Annotated in this window: 15 protein-coding genes; 1 reads left to right on the top strand and 14 read right to left on the bottom strand. The window is 61.2% G+C overall.

Annotated elements, in window-relative coordinates:
- Positions 1 to 19: 19 nt before the first annotated feature.
- From PverR02_RS15725 to tssA, 9 genes are all read right to left on the bottom strand, one after another.
- Positions 20 to 2,647, bottom strand: a complete 2,628-nt coding sequence (locus PverR02_RS15725; protein WP_079443812.1) for a type VI secretion system Vgr family protein — start codon at positions 2,645 to 2,647, stop codon at positions 20 to 22.
- Between the two features lie 36 nt (positions 2,648 to 2,683).
- Positions 2,684 to 5,416, bottom strand: a complete 2,733-nt coding sequence (tssH, locus tag PverR02_RS15720) for a type VI secretion system ATPase TssH (RefSeq protein WP_079443811.1) — start codon at positions 5,414 to 5,416, stop codon at positions 2,684 to 2,686.
- Positions 5,417 to 6,424, bottom strand: coding sequence for a type VI secretion system baseplate subunit TssG (gene tssG / locus PverR02_RS15715; protein WP_079443810.1), 1,008 nt, complete (start codon positions 6,422 to 6,424; stop codon positions 5,417 to 5,419).
- Complete coding sequence (gene tssF, locus PverR02_RS15710; RefSeq protein ID WP_079443809.1) at positions 6,388 to 8,103, bottom strand: type VI secretion system baseplate subunit TssF; 1,716 nt, start codon at positions 8,101 to 8,103, stop codon at positions 6,388 to 6,390. Before tssF ends, tssG begins: the two co-directional genes overlap by 37 nt.
- A gap of 3 nt (positions 8,104 to 8,106) precedes the next feature.
- Complete coding sequence (tssE, locus tag PverR02_RS15705) at positions 8,107 to 8,526, bottom strand: type VI secretion system baseplate subunit TssE (RefSeq protein WP_226926231.1); 420 nt, start codon at positions 8,524 to 8,526, stop codon at positions 8,107 to 8,109.
- 70 nt (positions 8,527 to 8,596) lie between these two features.
- A complete protein-coding gene (locus PverR02_RS15700) occupies positions 8,597 to 9,085 on the bottom strand; it encodes an Hcp family type VI secretion system effector (protein ID WP_017849099.1) in 489 nt (162 codons plus the stop codon).
- Positions 9,086 to 9,244: 159 nt separating this feature from the next.
- Complete coding sequence (gene tssC / locus PverR02_RS15695; RefSeq protein WP_017849098.1) at positions 9,245 to 10,729, bottom strand: type VI secretion system contractile sheath large subunit; 1,485 nt, start codon at positions 10,727 to 10,729, stop codon at positions 9,245 to 9,247.
- Between the two features lie 3 nt (positions 10,730 to 10,732).
- Positions 10,733 to 11,230, bottom strand: a complete 498-nt coding sequence (gene tssB / locus PverR02_RS15690; protein WP_079443808.1) for a type VI secretion system contractile sheath small subunit — start codon at positions 11,228 to 11,230, stop codon at positions 10,733 to 10,735.
- Between the two features lie 98 nt (positions 11,231 to 11,328).
- A complete protein-coding gene (gene tssA / locus PverR02_RS15685; RefSeq protein ID WP_079443807.1) occupies positions 11,329 to 12,879 on the bottom strand; it encodes a type VI secretion system protein TssA in 1,551 nt (516 codons plus the stop codon).
- 637 nt (positions 12,880 to 13,516) lie between these two features.
- Between tssA and PverR02_RS15680 the strand changes: the two genes are divergently transcribed.
- Entirely contained in the window at positions 13,517 to 14,572 is a 1,056-nt protein-coding gene (locus tag PverR02_RS15680; RefSeq protein ID WP_079443806.1) for a helix-turn-helix domain-containing protein, read from the top strand.
- Here the strand turns inward: PverR02_RS15680 and PverR02_RS15675 are convergent.
- From PverR02_RS15675 to PverR02_RS15655, 5 genes are all read right to left on the bottom strand, one after another.
- Entirely contained in the window at positions 14,566 to 15,843 is a 1,278-nt protein-coding gene (locus PverR02_RS15675; protein ID WP_079443805.1) for an MFS transporter, read from the bottom strand. The two genes, PverR02_RS15680 and PverR02_RS15675, sit on opposite strands and share 7 nt — an antisense overlap.
- A gap of 296 nt (positions 15,844 to 16,139) precedes the next feature.
- Positions 16,140 to 17,366 (bottom strand): RhtX/FptX family siderophore transporter, encoded by a 1,227-nt coding sequence (locus PverR02_RS15670; protein ID WP_017849093.1) that lies wholly within the window; start codon positions 17,364 to 17,366, stop codon positions 16,140 to 16,142.
- A 13-nt stretch (positions 17,367 to 17,379) separates the two neighbouring features.
- A complete protein-coding gene (locus PverR02_RS15665) occupies positions 17,380 to 18,870 on the bottom strand; it encodes a PepSY-associated TM helix domain-containing protein (protein ID WP_052735794.1) in 1,491 nt (496 codons plus the stop codon).
- Positions 18,867 to 19,148 (bottom strand): hypothetical protein, encoded by a 282-nt coding sequence (locus PverR02_RS15660; RefSeq protein WP_034097888.1) that lies wholly within the window; start codon positions 19,146 to 19,148, stop codon positions 18,867 to 18,869. The genes PverR02_RS15665 and PverR02_RS15660 overlap by 4 nt, the downstream gene beginning before the upstream one ends.
- Positions 19,148 to 21,220, bottom strand: coding sequence for a TonB-dependent siderophore receptor (locus PverR02_RS15655; protein WP_102618244.1), 2,073 nt, complete (start codon positions 21,218 to 21,220; stop codon positions 19,148 to 19,150). Before PverR02_RS15655 ends, PverR02_RS15660 begins: the two co-directional genes overlap by 1 nt.
- Positions 21,221 to 21,348 lie beyond the last annotated feature (128 nt).

The raw sequence follows: 21,348 nt of genomic DNA, 5'->3' as shown, positions 1-21,348 counted from the left end.
ACGCCTCTTTTTTTCCGTATCACGGCGCGGCAGCGGGCGGTGCAGCAGCATCGCCCGCTGCCGCGACCGCATCGGCGGCGCCATCAAGCAGGTCAACGGCGCCGTTTACAACCGCATTGGCTCCGCCCGCGGCCACTTTCACTGCAGCAAGACTTGGGCGTGATGCTAGCTTCAGACTTAACAGGCTGGGGCTGGGGGCTAGTTCAAAACACGGAAACTCCTGTACTTGATCCGAAGTGATCGTTGATCCCACTATAGTGCCGCTAACTCTCATGAACTTATTAAAAAAGGCGTTACCGCAAACTTCTAAATCCCCATCCACAAGAACATCACCAGTAACATGCACCTGGCCTTCAAGATGTATAATCTTGTCCGACTTTATGACAATCCCTGCCGCATTGATAAGTATGCTATTCCCACCCAGCTTAATCTCGTATGAGGTTACATTTTCATGGCAGTAAATATCTGTATTCTTCAACTCCATCTTTGAGTTGGATGCTCGAACTATATGCATTCCTTTCAGATATTCTGAATTTTTAATACTCGCCTTATGATACTCCCAGGCACTGTTGCCAACGCTTTTCTTATACAAACTGTAGTCGGCCGAAAGCGAAACCAATCCAAGTTTCACTGACACGCCAACCCCGTAGAGAGAGAGACTTCCGCTGGCTATATTTACGTCACCCTTCAATTGAAGCATTGAAGTTGTAACGTCTAATTTTGTGCTCAGCTTTGGGTTGGTTATTGCGTCTTTGAAATTATCAAATCCGCTTTTCTCTGATGCGCTATTTGTTGTGCTTGGCGCGGAGGCAAGCTTGCTGCTACTTGCGGGAGTGGGAGGCCGATCTTTAAAGTTGGCACCCATCAAACTCTCTGAAGAGCTCGTCCCCGCCACCGGGGCCGGCGCATGCCCTCCCCCTATGGATTGCCAATAAACACCTGGCACCTGATGCTTATACGAACTAGACGCCAGCTGCATATGCTTGTCCGTGCGCAAATGCGCCCCACTGACATCGCCCTCACCCAAGGTAAAACTACAACCGGTGGACGCCCCCATCTTCATCATCGGCCCGGACGGGCTGTCTTCCATCGCAAACAAATGCCCACCGGGAGTGCTCAAGCCACTTTGGGTCGCGTTTTCGCCGGTGACCACATTGGGATTCTCGGAGTTGGGCACACTACCGGTGATCACCGGGCGGTCCGGGTCGCCGCCCAAGAACGAAACCAGCACTTCCGTGCCTTTGAGCAGTGGGAAATTCATGCCGTGGCTCGAACCACTGGACAGCGTGGCCATACGCAACCAGGCCGAACCACGCGTCGCATTCTTCTCACCGCGAATGAACGGGAAACTCACCCTGTAGCAACCATGCTCATTGAGCAGCGGCCGACCGGTATCTTCATCACCATCCACCACCGCACTGAGCACGCCCTGCACATAAGGCCGCGGTGTCACACAGGGTGCGCGGTACTGCACGTCGCCGGGCAAGGCGATAAACCGCGTGTTGATCCCCTGCCCCGGCCCTTCCCCCTCCGCCCCCAGGCCCGGCAACGGCTGATAACCGTCGTGGTGAACTTCAATCACCTGATAACCGGCATTGAACAGCGGACGCGGGTGGCCGACTAACAGCATCGGATAACCGGCGCGCAACCCCGTGGCTCGACCGCTGCCATGAAACTCCCGCTGACGGCAACCGATGGCCTGGGCGCGGCGATTGGCCAACCATTGCCCCTGTTCGAGCGAACCGAAGTGCTCGCCATACAACCCTTGTCCGCCGATAAATACAGACGAACCAGAGACGGCCTCTCGTTGTGCGGTTGAGGCATCTGCGCCAAGGCTGGCAGCTGCCACCGAAGCATTGACCTCTAACTTCAACTGCGCGTTACTCGCGGAAAAGTCCTGGAGCGTGACCCCCGCCGCTTGCCGCACGAGTTTGCGCTCGAAGGTCCGCGCCACCGCCAGGACCCGGCCTACATCCAGTTCCGAATCTTGGCGGCGATAGGTCAGCAGGCTGGGGAGTTGCGGCTGGTACAGTCGGTCGCCACAGAACACCAGCGCCTCGCCGTCAGGCCCCTGTTCAAAGAAGTAATACACGCCGAAATATTCAAGAAGACGTGAAATAAAGGCGAAGCTGGTTTCTTCGAACTGGCAGGTAAACGTCGCCTGAGTCAGCGGATCATCGGCCAGCGGCAGGCGGATATCGAAGTCATACGCCGAACCGGGCAAACCGTTCATACCCGGCCCTTCGACAGTCAGGTCGGCCAACTTGAGCACGTCGCGAATCAGCTCCGGCAGACTTTTGTCCAGCCAGATTTCCGAAAAGCGGAAATGCCGCAACTGCACGAAGCGCGGTTCCAGCACCACGCGGTAGTAGTAATACAAGGAATCGGCGTCGAGATAATCCACCTCCGTGACCACGCCCTGATAGGGATGCGGCTGCCCCAACGCATCGCTCAGGGTCAATACTGCCCGGTTGCCCAGCAGCGCTTCGTCGTCGAACAATGGATTGATCGTGGCCAGCCGAACCTCGAAGCGATAGGGCTGAGAGAGCTTTTCCTCGCCCTGCCACTGCTGCACCCATAATGTTTCGAGCAGCAGCGAGGGGGCCAGGCTGGCGAAAGTGCAGAGCGCATGATCATTGAGAGCCATCAATCAATCCTTGTTCTTCAGTCGGTAAACGAGCGGTCACTCTAGGGGCTCAAGCAGCGCTTCACGCTCGGGTAAAGACCTGATCGCATCGACGTCTTGCGTGGTAATGATCCACTCGCCGCGCGTATCCACCGCCACATGCAAGCCGGCCAGGGGCCGCTGATCGGCAATCGCCCCGAGCAACACGTCAGACAAACGCGGCGTCAGGCTTTTGCGCAGGATGAAGTCGATATTGCGCGCCCCGCTCTCCACTTCCGTGCAGCGCGCGGCGATGGCGTCGGCGACCTCTTCTGCAAACGTCAGACGGACTTTCGACGAAGCCAGCAGGCGCTCGCTGAGCCGGCCCAGCTTGAGGCGCACGATGCCCGCCAGTTGCGCGCCACCCAGGGTGAAGAACGGCACGATGGTCATGCGCGCCAGCAGCGCCGGTTTGAAATGCCGGGACAGGGTCGGGCGGATTTTTTCCGCGAGGGTGTCCGGGTCGGGCCGCCCGTCGACGCACAGGTTTTGGATTTCTTCGGTGGCCAGGTTGCTGGTCAGCAGCACCACGGTGTTGGAGAAATCGATCTGCCGCCCTTCGCCGTCGGACAGGCTGCCCTTGTCGAAGACCTGATAGAAAATGTTCACCACGTCCAGGTGGGCTTTTTCCACTTCATCGAGCAACACCACCGAATACGGACGCTTGCGCACCGCCTCGGTCAACATGCCGCCCTCGCCGAAGCCGACATAGCCGGCGGGCGAACCCACCAAGCGGCTGACGGTGTGCTTCTCCTGATACTCGCTCATGTTCACCGAGATCATCGCCTGTTCGCCGCCGAACAGATGTTCGGCCACAGCCAGAGCGGTTTCGGTCTTGCCGACCCCCGACGGCCCGACCAGCAGGAACACACCCAACGGCTGTTGCGGATCGCGCAGGCCGGATTGCGCGGCCTTGAGGATTTCCGCGATCTGCTCGACGGCGGTGTCCTGACCGCGAATGCGCGTCTTGAGGTTGTCGGCCAGGGCCAATACGCCGCCCGCCGCATCGCGCAGCACTTTGCCCAGCGGCACGCCGGTCCAGTCGGAGACGACCTGGGCAATCGCATCGGGGCTGACTTCGGTGAACAGCAACGGCGCATCACCTTGCAGTGCGGCCAGGGCTTCACGGGCCTGATCCAGCTCGGCCTGACGTTCCTCCAGCGAGGCCAGTACCTGCACTACCTCGCCTTCGGCCGGAACCGGCAGGTCCTGTGCTTGCAGGGTCAGTTGCTTGCGTGCTTCAAGGACGCGCAGCGCCGCGTCGCGCTCGGCCAGCCAGCGGACTTCCAGCGCAACCCGACGCGCGTCGATGTCGGCCTGTTCGTCGGCGATATCTATCAGGCGCTGGTCTTCTACGGGGAAACCATTGCCACGGTCGCGCTCCAGCGCGCTCTGTTCACGCGCCAGACCGGACAACTGCCGCTCCATGCGCTCCAACTCGGCAGGCTTGATGCCCAGGCCGATGCGTACCCGGGCGCTGGCGGTGTCGAGCAAGTCGACGGCCTTGTCCGGTAGCAAGCGCCCGGTGATGTAGCGATCCGACAATTCGGCGGCGGCGACGATGGCGTCGTCACGCACGCTGACCCCGTGAACTTTTTCGTAGTGCCCCTTGAGCCCGCGCAGGATCAACACCGCGGTTTTGACACTCGGCTCGTCCAGCTTGACCAGTTGGAAACGACGCGCCAGGGCCGGGTCTTTCTCGAAGTATTTCTTGTACTCCGACCAGGTCGTGGCGGCGATGGTGCGCAACTCGCCACGGGCCAATGCGGGTTTGAGCAGGTTGGCCGCATCCGAGCCACCCGCCGCGCCGCCGGCGCCGATCAGCATGTGCGCTTCGTCGATGAACAGGATCACCGGCGTGGTGGAGGCCTTGATCTCTTCGATGACGCCACGCAGGCGGTTTTCGAACTCGCCCTTGACGCTGGCGCCCGCTTCCAGCGCACCGAGATCCAGGCTGAGCAAACGTGTGTTTTTGAGGAAGTCGGGGACTTCGTCCTGGCTGATCAACAACGCCAGCCCCTCCACCACGGCGGACTTGCCCACACCCGGTTCGCCCACCGCGATTGGGTTGTTTTTACGCCGCCGGGCGAGGATGTCGATCATCTGGCGAATCTCATCATCGCGCCCGAAAATCGGGTCGATGCGCCCCGCCGCTGCCTTGGCGGTCAGGTCTTCGCAAAAGCGCGCGATATTGTCTTCGGCTGCGGGCGCACTGCCGCCGGCGCCGGCCAACGAAGCACAGGCCGCGCCGGTCTGCAGGCTGTCCAGCGGACCTTCGCTGGAGCCGCCCAACAGTTGAGCGAACTCTGCGGTCAGGGCATCGGTGGAAATCGGTTTGAGCAGTTCGCCGTAACGCGTGCCAGCGCTGTAGTAGCCCAGGCGCGATACCAGCGCCAGCAGCAGCGAACCGCCGCGAATCCGCCCGCTGCCGACCACCAGCGAGGCAATCAGCCAGGCGTCCTGAATCCATTCGGTGAGCAGGCCAGCGAACACCGGACGTCCTGGGTTGCCGTTTTTCAACTGCGCCAGCCCCTCATCCAGCAGCGCACGCAAGCGCATCGGATCGATCTCGAAGCGCGCGAGAATGCGCGTCGTATCGGCATCCGGATCTTCCAGCAACTGGCGCAGCAGGTGCTCCAGGGAAATCTCGTAGTGAGCGCGCGCCAGGGTCTGGCCCGCCGCGTTCTCCAGGGCCTTGGTGCTGTACACATTGAGCCGTGCGAACAGCGGTTTGAGTTCTACCTGAATCATCTAGCGAGCCCTCTCTTCGAGCATTGGTCCGTGTTCGGCCGTCAGCATGAATACAACGTCGTCCTGTGTGTCTCCGTCACCGAGCCAGGTATCCAGGCCCAGCCGCTGCCAGCCGCCGCCCAGCGAAGCGCACTGCTGCTTATCTGCCGCAAGACGCATGACCAGACGGCTGCGTAGCGGTGTCTGCAAATACAATCCCACCAAGCGTTCGAGCTTTTGATACAGCGCCTGCCCCGGCAATAACCCGTGAAAACGCTCGGTACTCAGTGCCGTCAGGCGGATATCCAGGGTGCCGCTGCGGTCCATGACTTCACGACCGAGCAGGCTGTTTTCGCCCAACACCCCGCACTGCATGCCCAGGTAAGTGCGTGCCGTGCGGTCGATCCGCAGGCGCGTCTCGACACACGGCACGACTTCCACCGTCACATCGCTGAGTACCGCCTTGACCAACTGCTGCAGACCCAGGGCCGAGCGCGGGTACTGGTTGAACAACCCGGCATACCGCAGCAAATCGGTGGATTGATCGCGCTGCTCCGGACGTGCATCCGCAATGCCGATCAGCGCCTGCAATTGACGCAGGCTCTTGACGTCGCGCCGCTCGGTAATGTCGATCCAGATCCGGTGCTTTTCCCAGGCACGGAACAGCAACGGATAGAGCGAGGCATGCAGGATGTCGAGAAAGTCACGTCCCGCCGAATGGCCCAGCAGTTGCTCGTCGATCAGGTCTTCGGTGTAAAACGTCGGCAACGGCGAAGTGACGCCATACAGCCCGAAGAAGTTGGCCTCGATCCGATAGCGACCGTCGTCGTCCTGCTCGATCCCTTCGATATCCCGCAGCGGAAACCCGAGCCCAAGCCGCGGCCGGACCCGCACGTTGTCGACGAAGTGTTTTTCGCTCGGAAAACGTAGGCGCAACAGGCGCAAGGCCTGGAAAAACCCGAACTCGCCGCCGTCATCGAGCAGCGGATCGATCACAACAGGCGTTGGTGCCCGATCTTCGCTGGCCATTTCAAGGTCTCGTGGTTGACGCTGTCGAACAGCGTGAAGGCGGTAAAGCTGTTGATGGCCGTACAGCCGGCGAAAAACTCATCCAGCACGCAACCGAACAGGTAGAAATTGCCAGGACTGAGGAAATAGTCGCCCCGGCACTCGACCCGGACCACACTGCCTTCGATCGGCAGCCCGCGAATAAAACGCCGCTCGTGGCTGACGGTGACTTTTTCGATGGCATCGATGCGCCGCTGGTTGGCGTCCTGGGCCCCTTCGCCGACGCTCGGCAGATACAGCGCGAGCAGGCCGCGCAGGTAGTCGCGATCGGCCAGGCGGAAGTGGTTGGCATTGAGCTGCGAGAGCATGCGCCACAGCAACTTGTCGTCGAACTTGGGCGGCTGGCACGGTGTGATGCCACGGATGCTCTTGAACTCGACCCTGGGCGGCGTGTTGTCGGTGGGCTGGTTCAAATCGCCCAGGCGCAGGCTTTCCGGCAGCTTGCCATTGGTGCAGAGCAAGCCGATGGACAAGGTCATCTCGCCCGGCACTTTGCCTTCGCTGTAGGGCAGGCTCAGATAGTGGTCATAACCTTGGGCATCGATGCTCGAGGCGCGGATGCGCAGGTTATAGGTGTCGCGCTGCGAGAAGGTATTGAACGGCTCCAGCAGCCGCTCCCCGCCTCCAGCGGAATAAGCACTGACCTTGAGCACCGAATGAATCCGCATGCTCATGCGCTGGCCATGGTCGGCAGGCTGGATGCGATAGTCGACTTGCTTGTGGTCGATGCGCAGCGGGTGTGCGTCCTGGGCGAACAGATTGATCGCCGGCGTCACCCCCAGCAAAAAACTGTTGACCGACAGGTTCGGTGTCCAGTCCGGCAGGTTTTCGAACATCAGGCGCACGCTGAAGCGCCCGTCTGCGCCTCTGGCTCGCCACTGTTTGAAGCCGCGAAGCTCGATAAACAGGAATTTCTCGGGCAGCGCGAAGTATTCCTGCAGGCACCGATAGGCCGGGTGCGCGGTATCGGGAAACGGCAGCAAGGCGTTGCTCGCATCGAATCCCAGGCCACGCAAATGGCTGGCCGGCAATACGGTCATGGGCTGCTCTTGCGCAGAGATGCGAATCTCGCGCAGGTTGAGCTGCAACAGACGCAATAACTTGGAGCCATCGACCAGGCCATCCCCCAGATAGAAACGCAGGCTGTCGGCCAGCCAGCTATTCGGGTCAGCGGTGGTAAAAGCGAAGTCCAGGACCAGGCTGCGCTCTTCACCGGCGCCGCCGTCCCAGCGGCTGCCGAGCAGTTGCAACGGTTCCAGGTCGACCGCCGCGGTACTGCTAAAGCGCACGCGCTGGCCATCGACCGGTACCGAGGCAATTTCGCAGCCGGGCTCGATACGCGTAACCTCCTGCAATGCCGTGCGCGGCTGAAATTGCAGCAGCGTCAGGCAAGGCAACGGTTGCAGGTAATGGGGATAGAGCAGCTGCGCCAACTCTTGAATGAACTCGGGAAACTCGTCGTCCAACCGTTGGCGAACCATCCCGGTGAGAAACGCCACGCCTTCGAGCAAGCGTTCGACGTCCGGGTCATTGGCCGAGTCCACCCCCAGCAGCGGCGCCAGGGCCGGGTTGCGGCGGGCAAACTCATCGGCCAGACGCCGCAGTTGGTTGAGTTCACTTTGATAATGGCTGTTGAGCATGACTTAGTGCATCGCCAGGGACACGCGACCGTCCGAAGACACACGCGTTGCCAGGTGAATAGGAATGTCCCGATCGTCGATCGACACCACGCCCTCAAGACTGAAACTCAACGACAACACTTCCTGGGCACCTTCGGCGACCAGGATGCGCGGCGATTTCAAGCGAGGCTCGTAGCGGGCGATCATGCGCGTCATGTTCTCGATTATTTGCGTGGTCTCGCCGGTCGCAAACGAACCGGCCAGATTGGTGAAGTCGGGTACGCCAAACTCGGCGTCAATCGGCACGCTGCCGCGCCGGGTATTCAAAATGCGTTGCAGATGCTGGACGATCGACTGCGTCAACACTTCAGCCTGGGTCAGGTGCGTGCGACCGGTTTCGGCCTGCAGGCTTGTGATGCGCTCCAGCAATCGCTTTTCTCTCAACGCGGTGTACCTTCTGCAATAACAAGAACACCGCCCTGGACCAGGGCGGCATTGAACCGTCGAGCCGGGCTTACGCTTTTGGCGCCAACCACGAGTCTTCGGCTTCGATACCGTCCGGCACCCAGGTCCAGACGATTTTTTCGTAGGTGATGCCGATGTCTTCCATATGGCCCATTTGCTTGAACTCAGGGCTCAACACGTTCGGCACCCAGGTGCGGGCCGAAACGAGCACGGCATTGCTCAGGGTGATGGTGTAGTACTTTTCTTCGGTGCCTTTAGGCGAGATCCGATAGAACTCCAACACAACAGACTTGAGCTGCTCGCCGGAAGTCAGGGCTTGCAGCAACTTTGGAGAAGACTTATCGATTTCCTTGGTCAGGGTCATGCCCTGGTGGACACGCTTGCCGGCCGGCAGGCCGGTCTGCGGGTTCTTGGGAATATCGATCAGGTGTTCGACGGCCTGAACAAGGATCTTTCCTTCATGACCGGTAACCGTGCTGGAACCTTCGATCTTGCCTTGGTTCTGGCCTTCGATACTCAAGTAGCATGGCATTGGCATAACGTGTACTCCGGGTTTAATCAGTGAGTTTTCAGGCATCGATCAGCGCCTCTGGCCCTGTCTCGCTGCGTTGAATCCATCTTATGGAAACGCCGAGGCAATGACCCTCGGGTGAACACCTGAATGGGCAACGGCGGCGTTGCCCATTCGCGCTACCGATCAGCTCTTGTCGAGCTTGCCCACCAGCGACAGCGTGAAAGACGCGCCCATGTACTTGAAGTGCGGACGGACTTTCAAACCGACGCGGTACCAGCCTGGATCGCCTTCGACGTCGCTGACGGTAATCTCCGCCTGACGCAGTGGGCGACGGCTGCGCACACCGGCGGCGGGGTTATCCATGTCGGCCACGTACTGGCGAATCCAGGTGTTGAGTTCGGACTCCAGGTCGCCACGCTCTTTCCAGGTGCCGATGTTTTCGCGCTGGATGACCTTGATGTAATGGGCCAGGCGACTGACCACAAAGATGTACGGCAGTTGGGTGCCCAGCTTGTAGTTCAGCTCGGCTTCCTTGCCTTCTTTGTCATTGCCGAAGAACTTGGGCTTCTGGCACGAGTTGGCGGAGAAGAACGCCGCGTTATCGGTGTTCTTGCGCATGGTCAGTGCGATAAACCCCTGCTCGGCCAGCTCGAATTCGCGGCGCTCGGAAATCAGCACTTCGGTCGGGATCTTGGTCTGGGTTTCGCCCATGGCCTCGTAGTTGTAGATCGGCAAATCACCGACGGTGCCGCCGCCCTGTGGGCCAATGACGTTGGCGCACCAGCGGTACTGGGCAAAGCTGTCGGACAGGCGACTGGCAAAGGCAAACGCAGCGTTGCCCCACAGGAAGTCCTGGTTGCCGCCACCGACGTTCTCGTTGTAGCGGAACGTCTTGGCGGGGACCGTGTCTTCGCCATAGGGCGTGCGCAGCAGGAAGTGCGGCAATGTCAGGCCAACGAAACGCGCGTCGTCGCTTTCACGAAAGGCATTCCATTTGGTGAACTGCGGCCCCTCGAAGACGGCTTGCAGATCCTTGAGATTGGGCAGGTCGGCAAAGCTGTCGATGCCGAAGAACTGCGGGCCGGCCGCGGCGATGAAGGGCGTGTGGGACATGGCCGAAATCGCGGCGACCGACTGCAGCAACTTCATGTCCTGCGGGCCGGGGTTGAACTCGTAGTTACCGATGATCGAGCCGAACGGCTGGCCGCCGAACTGGCCGAACTCGGCGGTGTACACCGCCTTGTACAGACCCGAACGGGTGATCTCCGGCGCATCCTCGAAATCTTCGAGCAGCTTCTCTTTGGACACGCTGAGGATTTCCAGCTTGTTGTTCTCGCGAAAATCCGTGCGGTCGACCAGAAACTTCAGCGAGCGCCAGGACGACTCCAGCTTCTGGAACTGCTGGTGGTGAATGATCGCGTCGACCTGCCGGCACAGCTTGGCATCCAGCGTGGCGATCATGTCGTCGATCAACCCGGCGCTGACCTTCTCGGCCTGCCGGGCCGGCTCGAGCAGTTCGGTGACAAACGCTTCGAGGCCCTGACGGGTGACGGCATACGCCTCGTCGCCTGGCTTGACGCGCGTCGCTTCCACCAACTGATCCAACAGGGAAACCGACTCGACCGCCTGGCCGGTCGTGCTCGCTGCCTGACTCTTTTCTTCGCTCATGGGTTATTCCTTGTCCTTTACGCCAAGTTCCGAGAGCAAACGCTCGCGGGCCCCGTCATCGTTCATCAGGGCCTGCAGCTGCTTGCGAAACTCCGGCAAGTTACCCATCGGCCCTTTCAAGGCCTTGAGCGAATCCCGCAGGGCGATCAGTTGCTGCAACTCGGGAACCTGGGCCACGATGGCATCCGGCTCAAAATCGCGAATGGACTGGAAGGTCAGCGAGACCGGGATCTGCTCGTCCTCCGGCGCGTTTTCCGCCAGATGATTGGGCACCGCCAACTGCAGGCTCAGGTTCTGGCCCTTGAGCACATCGGTGAAGTTGTCTTTGTCGACGCGGATCGGTTTGAGGTCTTCAACCGGCGTGTCGTCTTCACGCAAGGTGAAGTCGCCGATCACCAGTTGCTTGAGCGGCAGCTCGACCTGTTCCTGCGCGCCGCCGGTGTCAGAGCTGTAAACAATATTGACGCGCTCTTTAGGCGCGACCGAACCTTCACTAGACATTAAATCTCACTCCTGTTTACCGGACTCGCTCAACGCAGCCGTTAGAAAACTCATGGCATGGATATGCACACGCCTGCCAGGTATTGCCTGTTGCCCATTCAACTTGCCGGCGGGCTGGCCAAACGCCAGAACGCCGGCAAATCCATTGCAGCCAACTGTTGCGCCCACAGCGCTCTCGAACCGCCGTCCTCATGCGTCAGTGCCAACTCCAACAACGGCCGGACCAGCTCCGGCTCCCAACGATCGAGGCCCTGCTCCGTCGCTTCCTGGAGCAACACATCCAAGGCAACACCCAACTGCGCCCGCGGGTCGAAACGCTGTAGCAGATGGCATTGGGCAGCGCGCAGGCGAAACCGCTCGCGGCCGCTGCCGGCCTCTCGCACGGCGACCTGCAAACGCGCCAACGCTTCGTTCAAACGGCCTTCGGCGGCATCACGCGCGACTTCATCGATCAGCGTTTGCAGCCCATCCGTGGCGCCGCTGCCGGCCGCCGGTGCCAAACCTTCGAGCCAACTGCGGGTCGCGCCGTCGGCGAACGGCTGGCCGTCGGCGAATGTCAGCTCGACCAGCGCCGGCAGGCGCGCCAGAAAATGACGGGTTTCCAGGGCCAGGCTGGCAGCACCGGCCTGCGCCGCCGAACCGAGCCTCAAGAGCGCGGCATGACTGGCCCGATTGAGGTCCAGCCAGCACGGATAACTCGGCAACCGACCTTCGCAAAAACGCACGATGTCCAGCGGCTCGCCAACGCTCTGCAAGCGGCTGAAACTTTCGAGTTCCGCGTCCGAAGGCGGCGGCACGCGCGTCGTGTAGCCTTGCGCAGGAGGGACCTGCTCCAGGGTCGTCCACGCCAATTGGCGATTGAGGCGAAACAGCAACGGCAACGTCGCCCGAGACTCCAGGCAAAACCCCAGCAGCGGTGCAAGCGAGGCAAACACGCTATTGACCGCGTTCTCGATGGCTTCATCGCTCTCAAGACGGCCCAATGGCGGAGCCGGCACAAGGGCCGGGAGCGGCGCCGAAGGGGCGTGCGCAACCGGCGTCGGGAGCGCTGTAGGCGCATCGACTGCCGCTGGAACCTCTTCCGCCGTCACCGCTATTGGCTCGACACCCGCTTGCACAGGCAACTGCGATAGGCGACGACGCAACGCAAAAAAACTCGGGCCGTCGGCGTCCCGGTCGCGCCAATGGCGATCGATGGCGTCCCAGTCTTCGAGCAACTGCGCCAATTGTTCTCCGGGCACCGCTTCGAAGCTGCCTTCAAGCTTCACTGCAAGCCACTCGAGCATCCACTCGGCCTGGTTGCGGCGGGCACGCAATCGAGCCGGCGGCGGGGTCAGGGTCTCCCAATACAGCTCAAGCATTTCGCGCACTATATGCACGCCGGTCGCCAGGCCGGAAATGCCTTGCAGAGTGGTCCAGGCACATAACAACCAGACCGCGGCATTAAAGTCCTTGCCCTCTTCTCGCAGCACTTTTACACAGGCATCGGCGACTTTCTGCCAATCCACTCCGGACTCGGCGTGGATATTGTTCAATTTATCCACTTCGATTTGCGCGAGGGAAAAAGCCAGCCCTTCCCGAGGATTAACGCCAGCAGGATGAGTCAAACTGATCGCAAACGAACCGACTTCCCGGTCGAGGCAACTCATCCGTTACTCCTTACTTCAATAGGTTGTTTGATACATCGTTGCCGCGTAAAAAAATCGCCGCCGATGCCGGGTTGATTTATGCAGCGGTGACGATCTTCATTGATTGATCCAAGGCCCGATATTCCGCCCACCGCGGCTGTAATCCGCCAAGCCAAAGCCCCGCGCGTTGAACCGTCGGACAAGCATGTGTCAGCCAAGGCGCCGGGGCCATCGGGTGAACACCTGAAGTACTCGCCGGTTTAACGTACCCGTTCAGATCATCGCGCCGAAAATAACAAGGCCAATACCCAGCGCACTTTGCTTGAGAAACAAGCGCACGCGTTCACAGCGTGGAAACACATAAACGCTGTCAAATTCGAATTCGCGTCAATCTATCAAGCGCCTTGCAGATGGCTTGACCCTGCGTTGCAACTTTTCAATTATTTTCAGGCGCCCGGCCCCGCTCTTGCCGCCGCCAGAAAGTGCGCAACAAGTTGGATACAAGAGGGATTGTCATTACTTTCATGGAGAAACCGGTTATAAGGAGCACAACAACCCATTCTGACTGGCTGCCGCTAGGCAGCACGGACGTACAGTGGGAAGATGCAACGCCTGTTCACGGGGCGTGAACATAGGCTTTCCGGGTTGTAGTGAATCCATGAACAAACCAGCCTCACTGATATGCGCCCCTAAACACGTCGGCTCCAGGCACGCCCATGATCACTTCGAGGTCAGCGCCGAGCCGGTTGCCAACCAACTGCTGGCCTGGCGTGATCGGGTCGGACACGTCATCGACGTCCTGCCTACATCCCACGCAACCACCACGCCCTTCAACGCGAGCATTGACCGCTACAAATTGGGTGATCGCGTCTTCACCGACTGCTCAAGCGACGCCTTGTTGCTCGACCGTTCGATTGCGCGCATCTCTACCGACAAGGTCCGGGACTATGTTTTCCAGGTCTTCACCCAAGGCGCAATGGAGTCCATTCGAGGCGGCCCTCAGGAACATGGCGCGTCCGCCAGGGCGAGCATCGTTGCCATGGACATGAACCAGCCGATCAAAATGAGCCGGGGGCGTTGCCGCGTATTGACCTTCTTTGTCTCGCGCCCGGTGGTGGAAGCGGCGCTGCCGCATGCCGAGTCGATCCACGGGCGTGTCTTCGAGAATACGACGCCTATGACCCAATTGATGATCGAGCACGTCGAGGCGTTTTCCAGAAAACTGCCGGTTATCAGCAGCGCCGAGGCCGCGTCGACATTCGATACCGCCGTTCAACTCATGCTCGCAGCCTTCTCGAAACAGGCCAAGCTGGGTGGGCACGTGCGGGCGGCGGCGCGCAGTGCGATGTTCGATAAAGCCAGGCGTTATGTGCAGAACAACCTGTATCAACCCTGGCTGACGCCAGAGTACGTGCTGATGGCCATGCAGCTACCTCGCGCCACGCTCTACCGTCTGTTCCAGCATGAAGGAGGGTTGGGTCGTTACATCCTCAACTGCCGCCTGCGTGAAGCCGCGGACGAACTGGTGCGCTATCCTGACCGCCAGGTGATTGAGATCGCCTACAGCCTGGGCTTTAACAGCGCATCGGCGTTTACCCGCGCGTTTCGTCGTCGCTATGACCTGGCGCCGCAGGACCATCGCCTGATGGCTGCACAGCGAATGGGCAACGCTATGCCGGGGCACCGTAACGTCGCTGGCCGAATCGATCAGTGAGCCGGCTGGCGCGCTGGAAATTTCAGCAGTGCGAACAGGCTGACCAATAGCGCGCCCAGCAGATACCAGGAAGGCGCCATTGCGTTCTGGGTAACTCCGATCAACCACGTCACAAAAAACGGGCAGAACGCCCCGAAAATCGTCACGCCGAAACTGTAGACCATCGACATCCCCGTGGCCCGGTGATGCGCCGGAAAAGCCTCCATGATCATGACGGTAGCGACGCCGTTGTTGCCCATCGCGACAGCCGAATAGATGCCGATGATCAGCAAGGAAGCCAGCTCGCCGACCCCATGGGTCAAGGCCAGGAACACCGGATAGACCAACAGGATGCTGAGGATCATCGTCACGTATTGGGTCGGCTTGCGTCGCGGCAGCCGGTCGGCGAACCGCGCAAACAATGGCGCGGCAATGAACAGCATCGCGCTGGAAAAGCACGCCGAAAGCAAGCTCATGCTCGGCGACAGGCCTAACGTGCGGACCAGATAGGTCGGCATGTAGAGCACCATCAGGTAGATGCTTGCGGTGGGGGTTGCCATCATCAAGATCCCCAGCAATAGCTGGGGGCGGTGGTTTTTCAGCAAGACACGCAGCGACGGCGACTGGATACCACTCCGTGTTGTCTCCACCATATTGCGCCGAATGAACCACCCAAACGGCGCAATCAAAAGCCCAAGCACGAAAGGAATACGCCAGCCCCAGGCCAGCAACTGTTCGGGAGTCAGCAATGCGGTCGTGGTGGCACCGACAACCGCCCCCACCAAAACCGCGGCCGCCTGGCTGGCAGAACGCCAACTGACCAGATAGCAGCGTTGATTGCGCGCCGCCAGCTCCATCAGCACCACGGACGACACGCCGATCTCCCCTCCGGTCGCGAACCCTTGCAGCAACCGCGAGAGCACCAGCAACACCGTTGCGGTGACGCCGATCGATGCATGCGTCGGCATGAACGCGATCAAGGCGGTACCGGCTGCCATCAATAGATTGGTGACATTCAAGCCGGCTTTTCGCCCTTTGCGATCGGCGAGGTTGCCGATCACGATTGCGCCCAGCGGGCGCATCGCGAAACCGATGCCAAACGTCAACAATGCCATCAGCAACGAGGCGAACGAACTGTCCGATGGGAAAAACAGCTTGCCGATGATCACGGCAGAAAAGCTGTATACCGTGAAGTCGTAGATCACCAGGCCATTGCCAACGACTGTCGCCAGTATCACCTTCTTCGATTGCCTGAAGGTCACCGGACAATCGCCAGATTCAAGATAAGACATTTAGGCCGAGGTCCCGTCGAGTCAATCAAAGCGCGCTGGGTAGCGAACACGTGGGCCCAAAAGGCCCCTCATGGGCACGTTGGGCGCTAACAGCTCGATCGACGGGCTATTGATTTGTAGTAGCGTCCTGGCGGGAGCATCCTACGGAACAATATCAGGCTTGTATGTACCCCTTTTATAACGCCAGCAGGCGCGCACTCACTGCGGCTCCGCGCCGCACGCTTGATGTCGGAAGATCACGAGCGCTCGCACTGATTGACCCGTTGAGCGCCTTTGACGATCGCCCAACCTATCAATCAGCCCGCCGCTCTTTCCCCCACACGGTGACGTGACACATTCAACGCCACCAACGACGCCAGGATCGCCATCACCATCCCCGCAAGAAACCCACCGCTATACCCCGCCTGCGCAGTCAACCCCACCAGCAAGGTCGAAGACAGCATTTCCCCCAGATCACGCGTGCTTTGCACGGCGGTCATGTCCGTACCGGCCTGGTCGCTTTGCGCGGCGAAGGCCATGGAGGCAGTCATGATCACCACCGAGGTGGCGCCGGTCGCGAACGAGCCCAGGCCCACGGCCAACCAGATCAGTCCGGTTTGCGTGGCAAGCATGCCGTTGGCTTGCAGCAGCCAGGTCAACGCGGCAGCGCCGGCCATGCCTACCGCCAGGATGAACGTCGGCCACAGGCCCAACACCCGGATCAACCATGCACCACCGCCGCAGCCGAGGACGATGGTGACCACGCCGCCGCTCATGCCCAGTTGGCCGATAGCCTGCAAGGACCAACCGGCGTCATTCAGGAACAGCTTTGACAAGCCAAAACCCGACACTGACGTCATGGCCGACAACAAGGCCAGCACCACCAGCGCCAGCGCCTTCGGCCGCTTGATAAACCGCCATAATGAGGCATGCGCCACATCTGGCTGTTTTTCCTTGGCCGGTGCCACGTGCAGCCAGCCGACGCACACCAGACTCAACAGCGGCACCAAAGCCAGCAGACTGAACGCGCTGGTTTGCCCCAGGTAGCCGCTAAGCAGCAAGGTACCGGCGCCGCCAACGAAGAAGCCGACCATGGTGCCGCCCACTTGAATGGCGTTAATCCGCGCGAGCATGTTGCCGCTAAAGTACTCGGCCGCCATGCCGTCGGTGGCGATGTCCTGGGTGGCGCTGGCCAGCGAGGCAACAATCAGCAGGCCCACGGCGATGCCTGCCGTCTCGACGCGCAGGCCGATGCTTGCCAGGCAGGCAATGCACAGCAGCACCAGTATCTGCATGGGAATGATCCAACTGCGGCGCCGTCCCAGGCGTGGGCTCCAATGGTTATCCACCTGGGGCGCCCAGAGGAACTTGACCACCCACGGTATCCCCACCAACGGCAGGAAGGCCAAGGCGTGGAGCGCCGCGCCGTCATGACGCAGCAGGGTCGGCAAGGCGTCCATGGCGATGCCGAAGCAAATGCCTTGGGACAGGTACAACAGTGCAAAGGTCAGCACCATGCGCCAATGTTTCAACAGATCCAGCATTACAAGTCTCCCCTCAGGCAACATTGGCGGCGGCAGCCCGTGCCGCACGCGTAAAAGAAATCAGGCGCCGCAATGCCCACAGGGCACTGGCCGCGCACAGCAGCAACACAAGATCGATGGGCCACAGCGGCACGCTGCCTTGTTTCAGGCTGCCGGCCAGGTGCAGCAGCGCCGCCGCCAGGAAGCCCAGGCCCGTCACGGCCAGCAGCAGGTGCAGCGGTTGACGCCTGGGGGGCATCAGGCAGGCCAGCAGCAGGCTGGCAAGCCAACCGCCCCAGAACCACCACGCCAGGTTGGCACTGCCCAGCGCCCCCGCGCAGAGCAATACCGCCGTGGCCGCCAGCAACCCGCCACCGCCGCCGATCACCAGGCGCAGTAGCACCTGCCAACCGCCGCCGGCCTTGAGGCGCCGACGCTCCAGCCACAGGTACAAGCCGCTGAGCACCAACCCCGCCGCCGCCAACGCCATGCCGAAATGCACGGCACGCAGCAGTGACCCGCCAACAGGCACCCAGCGGTAGTCGGCAAAGTGCAGCGGCTGCACCGCAATAAACGCCTGCAACCACAGACCGCGCCCGCTGGCGCTGCTGGAACCGACGGCGAGGCCGTCAGCGGCGCGATAGGCATGTCGTTCAAAGACGGCCGTACTGGGCAGGCCTTGTTGGATACCGCTCACTTCCACCCAGGCATCCGGCTCACCCCAGTGGTGCAAGGCGACGTTTTGAGCAGAGAACCCCGGATGGGCGACGGCGTCCTGGCGCAGCAACTGATCCAGATCGACCGCCGGCGCCGAAGCCGTTGTTCGGTCGACCTGCGGCGGTGCCCCCAGCAACTGCATGAACGCTTGCTGCGGCGCGCCCGGGAACGCCTGCGCGGCTAGCCCCAAGGTGCCGAGCGCCCCCAGGCCGGACAACGCGCCAGTGATACCAAACAGCAGCAACCAGGGCCCGCACCAACGGCCGATCAGGCTGTGCAAGTCATGGGCGAACACCCGTGCCCCACGGTCGCGCCGCAGGCGCTTGAGGTCTTGCAGGCGCCCACTGTGTAATGCACTGCCTGCCCAGATCATCAGCAACAACACCACGCCCAACAAGCTGATCAAAATCCGGCCGGGAAAACCGATGAACAGACTTTTGTGCAGGTTGAACAGGATATCCGCCGCGTTGCCTGACGCCAGCTCACGGCCGCTGACGGGGTCCAAGGCGACCGTGCAGTCCTTGGGCGATGCACACAACTCGACCACCGAGTGGCGGCTGTCCGGCAAACGAATGCGCAATTCACCGAGCGCCAGGCCGCGCTCGCGAGCGATAGCCGGCCATTGCGCGACCGGTAGCGCTGGCCCGTGAGCCAACGCCGCCGGGCCGCGAAACCAGGCGCGCAAGTCTTCATGGGCCATGCTCCACGCCCCCGTCAGCAGGATCACGAACAGCAGTACCCCAAACACCCCGCCTGCCCCGGCGTGTACACGCTGAACCAATGCCCTCGGTGCGCCCATCAGGTTCATCGCCAGGCTCCATCCCAAAGCAGCCAGGGCGTAAACAGCAGCAGCCAGACGCTGGAGCGACACACCACGCGTTTGCGATCCGGCGCCAGCAACGACCACAGCAGTACCGTCACCAGAAACCCCAAGCCCAGGAACACGCCGGCATACAGCCGCTCCAGCCCACCGCCCCACGGATAATGTCGCGCCAGCAGGACGGCCAGTTGCAGGCTGCTGAGCACACTGCCCGCCAGCGCCAGACAAATGCGCAGCGGCCAGGAACCGAGGGCCGGCGCGGCCATCAGAACGTACCTCGCAGGGTCAGATTGAGGCTGCGCGGTTCGCCATAGCGGTTGTTCCAATTGACGTTGGACAGGCTCTGGTAGTACTTGCGGTCCGCCAGGTTGTTGCCGTTGACCGCGGCAGTCCAATGCTCGTCGATGCGGTAGGCGACCCGCGCATTGAGTAAGGCATAGCCGCCCTGCTCCAGGGTCACAGCGCCGGATTGGGTGGAGTAATCACTTTGTGCCTGCACGCCGGCACCGACGCTCCAGCGGCGGTCCTGCCACGGCAACTCGTACTGGGTCCACACCCGCGCCATGTGGCGCGGCGTGAAGCTGGCATAGCGCTCACCCGAAGCGTTGGTGTCCTTGAGGTACTCGGTGCTGGTGTAGGTATAACCGGCGGAGACGTTCCATTCGGGGGTGATATAACCGCTGCTCTCCAGCTCGAAGCCCTGGCTGCGCACCTTGCCGCCGCTGATGTAATAGGTGGTCGGCCCCACACCCGGATGGTCCGGATCGACCTGCGGATTGTTCTCCAGGTCGATCCGGAACACCGCCAGCGACACATTCAAACGCCCGTCCGCCAACTCGCCCTTGATCCCGGTTTCATAGGTCTTGCCCTCCACCGGTTTGAGCAGGTCGCCGCTCCAGGTTTGCCCGGTCTGCGGCTGGTAGACCTCAGCGTAGCTGGCGTACCACGACCAGTTCTGCGCAAAGTCCCAGATCAAGCCGCCATACGGGGTTATTTCCCGGCCGGGGGTGAAGTGGCTGGTCGGCGCGTTCTGGTCCCACCAACTGGCCCGGCCGCCGATGACCAGGGTCAGCGGATCGAGCAGTTTGTAGCGGGTCAGCGCGTAGACGCCCTTGGAGGTGGTCGTCGTGGACCCGGGCGACGTGTAGGCGCCGATCCCGGGTTTGGGCACACTGCTCGGGTCCCAGCGATAGACATTCACCGGCACGTTGAGCGGCGTGGTGAACTGGGCGGTGCGCTGCTCGGTTTCGCCGTGGCTGTAGTTGGTGCCCAACAGCAACTCATGGCTGCGGCCAAACAACGAATACGGCCCATTGACCGAGGCATCCACGCTCTTTTGGGTGCTGCTGAATTTATACGCAGCGCCCATCAAGCCACCGCCATCGCCGGTGAGCGGGTCGATGGCGCCAAAAGCACCGGCATAGCGCAGGCTTGAGTCGGCATCCTGGTATTCGGCGGCGACCTTGGCTTTCCAGTCGTGATCCAATTGCTGCTCGAGAGAGCCGAACACCCGGCGCGTGGTCCACTTGAAGCGGTCCCAGTCCACGTCCAGATAGGTGGAGCGCGACAGGTTCAGGCTCGACCCGTCCTTGGCCATGGGCACGCCGGCCATGTTGGTCACCGAATCGATGGTCTGGTATTGCGCGCCCAGGGTCAGCAGGGTGTCGGGGCTCAGGTCGAATTCGGTGATGCCGTAGAGCAACTGGGTGTCTTGCTTGCCGACATCGTAGAAGTAGTCGCGATCCTCGTAGGCCGCCACCACGCGCCCACGCACGTTGCCAGTCTGGGTCAGCGGCCCGCCGACATCCACTTCGCCACGGTAACGGTCCCAGGTGCCGCCGCTGAGGGTGGTGCTGGCGGCGAATGCCTTTTGTGGGCGCTTGCGCACCAGGTTGACCGTGGCCGCCGGGTTACCGCTGCCGTGCAGCAAACCATTGGAGCCACGCAGGATTTCGACGCGCTCATACACCGCCATGTCCTGAGGCGAACCGGCGGTTTCACCGAGCATCGCCGGCACACCGTCCAATTCGAAAGAGTTGATCTTGAAGCCACGCACGTAGTACGCGGTGGTCAGCAACTGGAACGGCTGCACCGTCACGCCAGTGGCCTGCTGCATCACCTCATCGAGGCTGAACAGGTTTTGCTGCTCAATGCGCTCGTGGTCGATGACGCTCACCGACTGCGGCGTTTCCCGCAGTTTGAGCGGTAGCTTGCCGATGGTGGTCACGCCGGGCGGGGTCACCTCGCCCGAGGTGTCGTCACCCGCGACCTTGATGTCAGGCAATTGCACGGTCGCAATCGCCTGTGCCAACGGGCTCAGGCCCAGCACCAGCACCATCCCAAGTTGCGCCCCATTACGTTGGAAACCCCGCCCCGCCTTTGTTGCTCCCCGGTGTGACATTGCCCAGCCTCTTTATCGATAATAATTCGCATTAGTATCGTTTAAACGAACGCTGCGACTTTTCG

It is taken from the genome of Pseudomonas veronii (assembly GCF_002028325.1).
Lineage (GTDB): Bacteria > Pseudomonadota > Gammaproteobacteria > Pseudomonadales > Pseudomonadaceae > Aquipseudomonas > Aquipseudomonas veronii.
Note: the sequence above shows the minus strand (reverse complement) of the source record. Positions and strands in the feature narration are given on the sequence as shown.

Bases quoted from the DNA above. Each gene is read 5' to 3' on its own strand.
- PverR02_RS15655 (WP_102618244.1), bottom strand. From the start codon at position 21,220: ATGGTGCTGGTGCTGGGCCTGAGCCCGTTGGCACAGGCGATTGCGACC.
- tssG (WP_079443810.1), bottom strand. From the start codon at position 6,424: ATGGCCAGCGAAGATCGGGCACCAACGCCTGTTGTGATCGATCCGCTG.
- PverR02_RS15725 (WP_079443812.1), bottom strand. From the start codon at position 2,647: ATGGCTCTCAATGATCATGCGCTCTGCACTTTCGCCAGCCTGGCCCCC.
- PverR02_RS15660 (WP_034097888.1), bottom strand. From the start codon at position 19,148: ATGGCCGCGCCGGCCCTCGGTTCCTGGCCGCTGCGCATTTGTCTGGCG.
- tssF (WP_079443809.1), bottom strand. From the start codon at position 8,103: ATGCTCAACAGCCATTATCAAAGTGAACTCAACCAACTGCGGCGTCTG.
- PverR02_RS15700 (WP_017849099.1), bottom strand. From the start codon at position 9,085: ATGCCAATGCCATGCTACTTGAGTATCGAAGGCCAGAACCAAGGCAAG.
- PverR02_RS15675 (WP_079443805.1), bottom strand. From the start codon at position 15,843: ATGTCTTATCTTGAATCTGGCGATTGTCCGGTGACCTTCAGGCAATCG.
- tssC (WP_017849098.1), bottom strand. From the start codon at position 10,729: ATGAGCGAAGAAAAGAGTCAGGCAGCGAGCACGACCGGCCAGGCGGTC.
- PverR02_RS15665 (WP_052735794.1), bottom strand. From the start codon at position 18,870: ATGAACCTGATGGGCGCACCGAGGGCATTGGTTCAGCGTGTACACGCC.
- PverR02_RS15670 (WP_017849093.1), bottom strand. From the start codon at position 17,366: ATGCTGGATCTGTTGAAACATTGGCGCATGGTGCTGACCTTTGCACTG.
- tssB (WP_079443808.1), bottom strand. From the start codon at position 11,230: ATGTCTAGTGAAGGTTCGGTCGCGCCTAAAGAGCGCGTCAATATTGTT.
- tssA (WP_079443807.1), bottom strand. From the start codon at position 12,879: ATGAGTTGCCTCGACCGGGAAGTCGGTTCGTTTGCGATCAGTTTGACT.
- tssH (WP_079443811.1), bottom strand. From the start codon at position 5,416: ATGATTCAGGTAGAACTCAAACCGCTGTTCGCACGGCTCAATGTGTAC.
- PverR02_RS15680 (WP_079443806.1), top strand. From the start codon at position 13,517: ATGAACAAACCAGCCTCACTGATATGCGCCCCTAAACACGTCGGCTCC.